The organism is Desulforadius tongensis (assembly GCF_016907915.1).
Lineage (GTDB): Bacteria > Bacillota > Desulfotomaculia > Desulfotomaculales > Desulfohalotomaculaceae > Desulforadius > Desulforadius tongensis.
Genome location: NZ_JAFBCW010000048.1, coordinates 1 through 8025, shown reverse-complemented (window position 1 = coordinate 8025; position 8025 = coordinate 1). Strand labels below are relative to the sequence as shown.

The 8025-nt window shown below is 42.6% G+C and carries 9 protein-coding genes; 4 read left to right on the top strand and 5 right to left on the bottom strand.

What is annotated here, in order from left to right; genetic code table 11:
- Positions 1-120: 120 nt before the first annotated feature.
- Together JOC37_RS12885 and JOC37_RS12880 are read right to left on the bottom strand one after the other, a co-directional pair.
- Entirely contained in the window at positions 121-573 is a 453-nt protein-coding gene (locus tag JOC37_RS12885; RefSeq protein WP_204619529.1) for a hypothetical protein, read from the bottom strand.
- The gene (locus JOC37_RS12880; protein ID WP_204619528.1) at positions 573-1655 is read right to left on the bottom strand and encodes an FAD-dependent oxidoreductase; all 1083 of its coding nucleotides are present in this window, start codon (positions 1653-1655) and stop codon (positions 573-575) included. The genes JOC37_RS12885 and JOC37_RS12880 overlap by 1 nt, the downstream gene beginning before the upstream one ends.
- A gap of 129 nt (positions 1656-1784) precedes the next feature.
- Between JOC37_RS12880 and JOC37_RS12875 the strand changes: the two genes are divergently transcribed.
- The 3 genes from JOC37_RS12875 (at position 1785) to JOC37_RS12865 (ending at position 3501) form a co-directional block, all read left to right on the top strand.
- Positions 1785-1991 carry a hypothetical protein gene (locus JOC37_RS12875; RefSeq protein WP_204619527.1) on the top strand — a complete coding sequence of 69 codons (207 nt, stop codon included), beginning with the start codon at positions 1785-1787 and terminating at the stop codon, positions 1989-1991.
- A 40-nt stretch (positions 1992-2031) separates the two neighbouring features.
- Positions 2032-2229: a hypothetical protein gene (locus JOC37_RS12870; protein WP_238480926.1), complete on the top strand. Its 198-nt coding sequence runs from the start codon at positions 2032-2034 to the stop codon at positions 2227-2229.
- A 186-nt stretch (positions 2230-2415) separates the two neighbouring features.
- Positions 2416-3501 carry an NAD(P)/FAD-dependent oxidoreductase gene (locus JOC37_RS12865; RefSeq protein ID WP_204619526.1) on the top strand — a complete coding sequence of 362 codons (1086 nt, stop codon included), beginning with the start codon at positions 2416-2418 and terminating at the stop codon, positions 3499-3501.
- Positions 3502-3547: 46 nt separating this feature from the next.
- Here JOC37_RS12865 and JOC37_RS12860 read toward each other — a convergent pair whose 3' ends face one another.
- Both JOC37_RS12860 and JOC37_RS12855 read right to left on the bottom strand, forming a co-directional pair.
- On the bottom strand, positions 3548-5008 hold the full coding sequence (locus JOC37_RS12860) for an MFS transporter (RefSeq protein WP_204619525.1): 1461 nt from the start codon (positions 5006-5008) through the stop codon (positions 3548-3550).
- A 57-nt stretch (positions 5009-5065) separates the two neighbouring features.
- On the bottom strand, positions 5066-6217 hold the full coding sequence (locus JOC37_RS12855; protein ID WP_338017394.1) for a hypothetical protein: 1152 nt from the start codon (positions 6215-6217) through the stop codon (positions 5066-5068).
- A 179-nt stretch (positions 6218-6396) separates the two neighbouring features.
- On the opposite strand from JOC37_RS12855, the gene asnS reads away from it, so the two are divergent.
- The gene (asnS, locus tag JOC37_RS12850; protein WP_204619522.1) at positions 6397-7686 is read left to right on the top strand and encodes an asparagine--tRNA ligase; all 1290 of its coding nucleotides are present in this window, start codon (positions 6397-6399) and stop codon (positions 7684-7686) included.
- A gap of 118 nt (positions 7687-7804) precedes the next feature.
- Here asnS and JOC37_RS12845 read toward each other — a convergent pair.
- On the bottom strand, positions 7805-8025 hold a 221-nt coding region (locus JOC37_RS12845; RefSeq protein WP_204619520.1), incomplete at its 5' end, for a hypothetical protein.

Genomic DNA, 8025 nt, shown 5'->3' with positions numbered 1-8025 from the left:
GGTTTATCAGGAGCCGTATACGAGGCCCGTACGTACGGTTCTGTGAGAGGGATAACGCCGTAGCAAATTACTGCGGCGTTACCCTACTCGATTTATGCTTTTTGGGGTAGGTTTAAATTGTTAAAATAGCGTTTCTTTCTTGGTTAAATTTAGAGTTTGAGCCAGCCAGGTTATAACTATAAATACCATTATGTTAGTAAACCAGCTGGCTCCTATGTTCCAGTGGAAGTAATTAATTAAGTGCCGCTGTACCAGTAAGTATTCCAATCCTAGAAATAAGGTGGCGGTGACCACTATATGGGCAATTTTGAGCCAGCGGTTTATGGGTATAAACTGCACAAACAGGATACCGATGGTTAAAGCAATGCCGAAGGTAAAGAAAGCCGGGGTTCCCCCCAGTTTTACCGGGCCGGATACTTCATATATGCCCATCTTATCCGCACCGGTATCTACTATTAACTGCAGCAGTATGGTGGTTATACCTCCCCAAAGGGTATATTTAAGTCTTTTTATATCAACCAGTAAAATAAATATAACCCAACTCATTATAAACGTGGTAATCCAATCGGCCATTAAAATACGTTCTCCCTATCTTCTTTACCTGATATACCGGTTATAAGTCTGGAGATAAGTTTAATTCCGCTGCAGCTGCCTGCTGCGGCCAGCTGCTTGACTCCCGGAATTTTGAACATTTTAAGCAGCAGGTCTAAACCGTTGTTATCCAGCCCATTTAGTCTTTGCCGTAAATTATATATTCTTTCATTTGTCTTAACCAGGTGCTTTATTCTTTTTTCGTAGTCTTCTTTTTGAACAATGCACCGGGCTGCTTCTATTCCACTTACCGCTGACGAATAAATTCCCTGGGACCATATTGCTTCCACAAAACCACCGGCCTGCCCGACAATTACGGTGTTGTCCACCACGTGTTTTTTTAATCTGCCGGTTTGAAATTCAGTTTCAAAATAGCCGGTGGATACGGTCTTAAAGCCAATTTTATTTATAAAGGTATTCCAATAGTCGTGCAGTTCCTGGCGGGTAATTCCACTGACCTGCAGCACCAGGCTGGCTGATTTGTTGTTAAATGGAGTGAGGCAGCCAAAGCCTTCCCGGGCAAATTCCCGGTCGAGCCAAAATTCTGCTTTGTGAGGTTCAAAGTTGCCTGTTAAATATGCTCCTCTTACCCATCCTTTAAATGTTGGTTCATAAATATTTAGCTGAATTGGTATATTTAATGAACCATCTGCCAGTACTATCCGGTCATATTTATTTCTAATTTTAAAATAATCCACGTGCTGCTTAAATTTTACTCTGGTTTGCAGTTTGCTTATCCACTGCTGCTGCACGCTATCGCTATCCTGACCCATTTTTACAAAAACGCCCAGCCGGCCGGATATTAAAATCTTGTTATTGGGGCTGTGGATGACAACTTTTTTTATTTTATTTAACGGTTGAAGTTTTAATTTGTAATGCTTTTCTAAGTGTTTTAACTGGTTATCAACCGGTGCTAGATTTATATCCAGCATGGCGGCAGAAAAGGGGGCCAGATCACCTGCTTTGTATCGCTGCTCGTATATATCCGGCGTTATTCCCAGTTTTTCTAATTCCAGGGCGCATGCTAAACCGGCAATTCCGGCACCAATTATTGCTACCCTCACATGTCCACCACCTGATAGCTGATCTTTAGTTTAATTTATCCATAATATAAAAAATTATCCGCTGTACTTTTAGGTGATCAGCTTATAAAACTTTTAAACTGCACAAACAATATTCTTAGGTGATGGAGTATGAGAAAATTGACGGAAAAAGATTTGATGAATAATGCCTTTAAAACAGCGGTGGGACGGGAGGAACGGTTTATTTCAAAGTATTTTTTCTGGTCTAAGAGGGTGAGAGACAAAGAGTTAGCAGCTCTGTTTAGTGATTTTGCAGTGGCCAGCCGCTCCCGGGTGGCCAAAATAAAAAAAGAAATGAATAAGTATAACATAAAGTAGGAGGTGTGGTCTTCTGGACGCCCTGGAGCTGTTGTACGATATGTTAATGAGTAAAATGGATAATCAAAAGTTTTATAATGAGCAGGCTTTGAAAATATCCAATCCCATGGCCAGGCAGTTTTTTATCAACCTTCGGGATGAAGAAATGGAGCATATTGGCATACTGCAGAAAAAGATACATGCATTGGAGGGCAAACCTTTTCCAATTAGTAAAATTGTGCCTAAAATACAGCTTTAACCGGGTTATTTTAGAACCCGGTTAAACGTCTGTCCAACCACGATATAAATAGAAACCATCCCATCACCGTTATGCTGAGAATCAGGATTAGCATAAGAAAGGTATAGAAACTCAATTTATACACCCCTTTACTAAAATTAAGTTTGTACTGTATTTACTCAGATATACACAGAGGTGTTGGTGTTTATGAAGGTAGTCATAATTGGTGCGGGATTATCGGGATTGTGTTGTGCCTACGAACTTGAACGTCACGGTATTAAACCGGATGTTTTTGAAGAACGAAGCCGGTCCGGGGAACTGTTTCCCCATGTATCGGCAATGATGGAAATGTTTATACGTCCTAATCGTGATCCGGTTAAATATTTGGAGAGGGAATTTCATATTAAATTGAAGCCCCTGCACGAAATTAAAACGATAGAAATGAGAATGGCGAGGGTTAAACGAAGCGTTACCGGCAATTTGGGATATTTTTTTCTCCGGGGCCAGTCTGAAAACAGCGTTGAGAGTCAATTATCCAGAATGCTGAAAACTAAAGTGCACTATAATGTGCATGCTGATTATGAACAGTTAAGCCGGGAATATGATTATGTAATAGTATGTACCGGCAACAGCCGCACAGCCAAAACCCTGGGAGTGTGGGATGATTTGTTTTACTCTTTATTGAGAGGGGTAATAGTACTAGGGGAGTTTGATACCAGCAAAATAATAATGTGGTTTAATAAAAAATATAACGATACCGGCTATGCTTATTTAACCCCTTTCAGCAGTGATATGGCATCGCTGATACTTATTGTCCGCGGTATTGGACCGGAGGAACTGGATGATTATTGGCATCTGTTTTGGCAAAACGGGAATTTTAATTATAAAATAGTAGAAAGTTTTACGCTAGAACATATAGCCGGTTTGGTATACCCGCATCAACTGGAAAATATTTTATTAGCCGGCAATGCCGGCGGTTTTTTAGAACCATTTTTAGGTTTTGGCCAGATTAGCGCTATCCGGTCGGGAGTGTATGCGGCCCAGGCGGTGGCGCAAAATAAAGATTATGAAAAATTGTTGGAACCGCTTAAGACGGACCTCAGTCGTTCAATTCTGTTAAGGGAGTATCTAAATGCTTCCGGCAATCGTTCAATAAGCATGGTTACCCGGGTTATAACCATGCCGGGGATAAAACAACTGGTGTACAACAGCGGGGTAGACGTGCTGAAATATGGAACCGGGCTGCTAAAAATACTGGACAAATTGACCGGTGAAAGAATATCCAAGCAGTAAATTACGCTCATATGGTCTTTCGTACCGGTTTGGAACCATTAATTTTCTAAAGGGTATGATTTGTAGATTCAGCACTGTTTTTTTCCCGCAGCATAGATATAAACATACCAATTAATGCTAACACCGCACCGGTAAAAAATACATCGTGCATGGCAGTAACAAAGGCCAGGGAATACAGGCTGCCGGTACTACAGCCGCTGGCTTTAAAGTGGCTGTAGTGTATTGGTAAACGGGTGGTAAAAATAGCACCGGCTGTTGCAGTTCCCATTACCATTCCTATATTGCGCATACTGGCCAGCGTACCGGAGGCGATACCCAGGCGATGGCGGGGTACACTGCCCATAATGGCACTGTTGTTGGGTGATTGAAACAATCCGATGCCCAGTCCCAGCAAAGCCAGATACAGTGAAATTTGCCCAAAAGATGTATTAATTCCAACACTGCTCATTAACAGCATGGCCACGGCAACGATACCAAGGCCTAAAGAAGAAAGCAGCCTGGAACCAATGCGGTCAGATAAAGCACCGGATAAAGGGGCCGCAAACAAAATTACCATTGGAGAAGCGGCCATTAGAATGCCGGTTATAGATGGTTCTACGCTGCGCACTTCTTTTAAATAAAAAGGGAATAAAAAAACAATGCTGAAGTGAGATAAAAAACTAATTAGCAAAGATATATTGGCCGTGGTAAACAGCCTGATTTTAAACAGGCTTAAATCCATCATTGGGCTGGGAACTCTTAGTTCAATCCAAATAAACAGTGCCAGAAGCAGTATAGATGATGATAATAAACCGATAATAACCGGTGAACCCCATCCCCACTGCTGGCCGTGGCTGGCTGCCAACAGGAAAGTCATCAGCGCTGAAAAAAGTGTTATTGCCCCGGGTATATCAAAACGCTGGTTTTTATCCCTACCGGTGGGCTTAAGTACCGCTGCTGCTCGATAGACGGCATAAACACCGATGGGCAAGTTGATTAAAAAAACAGAACGCCAACCGAAAAAATCTACCAGCAATCCTCCCAGTACCGGGCCAAAAGCCAGGGCGGAAGCCACGGTAGAACCGATGATTCCCAATGCTTTCCCCCGCTCCTGCGGTGGAAAAATAGAGGTAACCAGTGCCGGGCCGATGGCCATCATCATACCTGCCCCCAAAGCTTGAACTACTCGAAAACCTATCAGCGCCCTAATACTTGGAGACATGGCACAAAGAACGGATCCCAGTGTAAAAATAACAAACCCGGTGATGTAAACAGTTTTGTACCCCAGCATATCCCCCAACCGCCCGTAGGTGAGCAGCAGGCTGGAAATTATCAACAAGTAGGACATTACCACCCATTCAACGGTGGCCATATCCGTTCCAAAGGCACTGCTGATGTAGGGCAGAGTGATATTAACAATACTGCCGTCTAAAGGAGCCATAAATGTGCCAATGGCAATGGCCGTCAGGGCTTTCCACTTGTATTTATCATCCGGCTTGTTTGATACCTTGGTTACTGACCCGTTCATTTAAAACATTCACCCCGTAACTATTTTACCAAATGTGCTGTAAAAGGTACATCGGCATTAGGCCGGTGGCATATGACCGTTTTGTATTGGATACCGCTGTGTATTTTGGTCAATGTGAAACTCGGCAATTAAACTGATATCGGTTTTTAGGGGTAGTTTCAGCTGGAACCTGGTCATTCGCTTATCCAGCACAGAGGTGGGAACATACACCTCACCCTGCATTTCCCGGATAGGCTCAGGAACATCATTTTTGTCTGCAGTATAGGCCAGCATTGCTATGTTGGGATCTGTGGTGGAATATATACCGGTAATTAAAAACTTTAAAGTATTTAACGGGCGGTATTTGGTACGCTGGCTGACGTTTTTGGCCCGCCGGAACTGTTCACGAAAACTGATTAAAGCCGCTTCCATTAGGTTGCGGTAACTTAAATTATAATCTAAAACCACCGGATAGCCGTTCATAGACGCCAGGGTCAATTGCTGTAATTTTGCCTGCAGTGGTGCAAACTCACGGTGGCATATAACTTCGTTAATAATGGTCAACAAATCGTGATTTTGCTGTGCTTCCAGGTTATTTGCCAGGTTTTCGTCCCGCAGTAAATTTATTATTTCGATAAAGGCGGGATGCTTTTTTTCTTTCTTACATAAACCGGGTATAGTTATTGAACCGCTGCTGTTTACAACGTTATCTAAGTGATATCGCAGCAGTGAAAACCAGTGCTGCAGGGGATAGCCGGCTAAAACTTGCGGAATGTAAGTAACATATATACCGTGGGCGTTGGCGTATTCCCAGGCAAATTGGTTTAAAGATTTGCTGATAAAGATATTTCCCACGTAATTTACCGTGAACTTTTCCCGGTTTTTTTGTTTTCCGTATATGCGGTGGAATAAATCCCCCCGGTCTGTTCCCACTATGTCTCTAATCAATTCCCGTTGGGGAGGCAGGGTTTGTTCCAGGTCCATTAACGTAGCCTTTAAATTTCTCACCAGCTCTAAATCTGAGCCGTTGTTTTTATGGCAGTAAACCTGAACAATAATGATATTATTAAAACTAAAGGGACTGGTATTTAAATCCACGCCAATGACATTAACTTGATGCTTGGTGGCTCTTCCTCCCAGCAGGCGGCGGGGCACGCCGGCTACATAACCGTTGTTGCGCAGAATTATTGCTGCCAAAAACTCAAATAACCTGTCGTCAGAAAGATGCACCGGCAATGTGCCTTGCACCTCACCTTCAATTCTGTGTTGCACAAGTTATATTATTTGTAAATTTGTAGACATTATTTATCAAAATTATAAATCCGATCACTAAAATAGCATGGTTTTCTATACTAAAACTGTGGTAAACTAATTTTGGTTTTTATAACAGGTTTTATGAGGTGATTACAGTGGATGGAGTATTAATTAAAAATTTAAGTTCACAAGTAGGCAGTGAAGTAACAATTAACGGTTGGCTTTATAATCGCAGGGGTTCAGGAAAAATACAATTTTTAATTATCAGAGATGGTACCGGAATTACCCAGGGTGTGCTGGTTAAACAGGAAAAACCGGACCTTTTTGATACAGCGAAAAAAATTCCCCAGGAAAGTTCACTGCGGGTAACGGGAGTGGTGGAAGAAAACCCCAAGGCACCCGGTGGATATGAACTGCAGGTTAATAATATCGAGGTGGTTTCAGAAGCTGAGCATTATCCCATTTCATTAAAAAAACATGGTGTTGACTTTTTGGCTGACCGCAGGCATTTATGGATCAGAACTCCCAAGCAGTCGGCCATATTGCGTATTCGCAGTGAGATTGAACTGGCCGTTCATGAATTTTTTAATCAAAATGATTTTATACAGGCTGATGCCCCAATTATAACTCCCAACGCCTGTGAAGGTACTACAACATTATTTGAAATTGATTACCATGGAGAGAGTGCTTATCTGTCTCAAAGCGGTCAGTTATATAATGAAGCAACTGCCATGGCTCTGGGCCGGGTATATTGTTTTGGCCCCACTTTCCGGGCGGAAAAGTCTAAAACCCGCCGGCACCTGATGGAGTTTTGGATGATAGAAGCGGAAGCTGCTTACTTTGACTTTGAGGACAATTTGAAATTACAGGAAGAAATGATTTACCACATTATTCAGCGGGTATTGAAAAACAGGCGGGCGGAACTGGAAGTGCTGGGCCGGGATATAAGCAAACTGGAAGCAGTTAAACTTCCCTTCCCCCGTTTGAGTTACACTGAAGCGGTTGAACTGTTACAAAATAAAGGTCGTGAATTTAACTGGGGCGATGATTTTGGTGCTCCGGATGAGACGGCTATTTCTGAGGAATTTGATTCCCCGGTATTTATACACCGTTTTCCCACCGCAATAAAGGCCTTCTACATGAAACCGGATCCACAGGATGAAAAGGTTGTGCTAGGTGCGGACTTGATTGCCCCGGAGGGTTACGGGGAAATAATTGGCGGTGGCCAGCGCATTGACGACCTGGCTTTATTAGAACAGCGGTTGGAAGAACATAAATTACCTAAAGAGGCATTTGAATGGTATTTAGACCTGCGCCGTTATGGTTCAGTTCCTCACTCGGGTTTCGGGTTGGGGTTGGAGCGGACTGTGGCCTGGATATGTGGATTGGATCATGTGCGGGAAGCAATACCATTCCCCAGAATGCTGTATTGCTTATATCCATAAGAACAGTAAACTTCAAACTCCGGCGTCTGCCGGAGTTTGAAGTTTACATGTACAAATACGAAAAAGCAAAAAGAGCAACTTTTTGAGTTAAATATCTTGACGAATAATTACTATGGTGTTAACATAAAAAAGTCGCTGTTAGATAAATGAACAATATAATCCCAAAGTAATCCAAAACAGCGGCGGTTAAAGAAAACAAAAAATACCAGTTGACATCAAGGGACAAAGATGTTAAACTAAATCTTGCCGCTGAACCAGGCGGCCCAAAAACTGGCAGCGATCCTTGAAAACTAAACAGTGAGAGATGGATGTCAAGGGCGATAAAGCCAATGGATATTT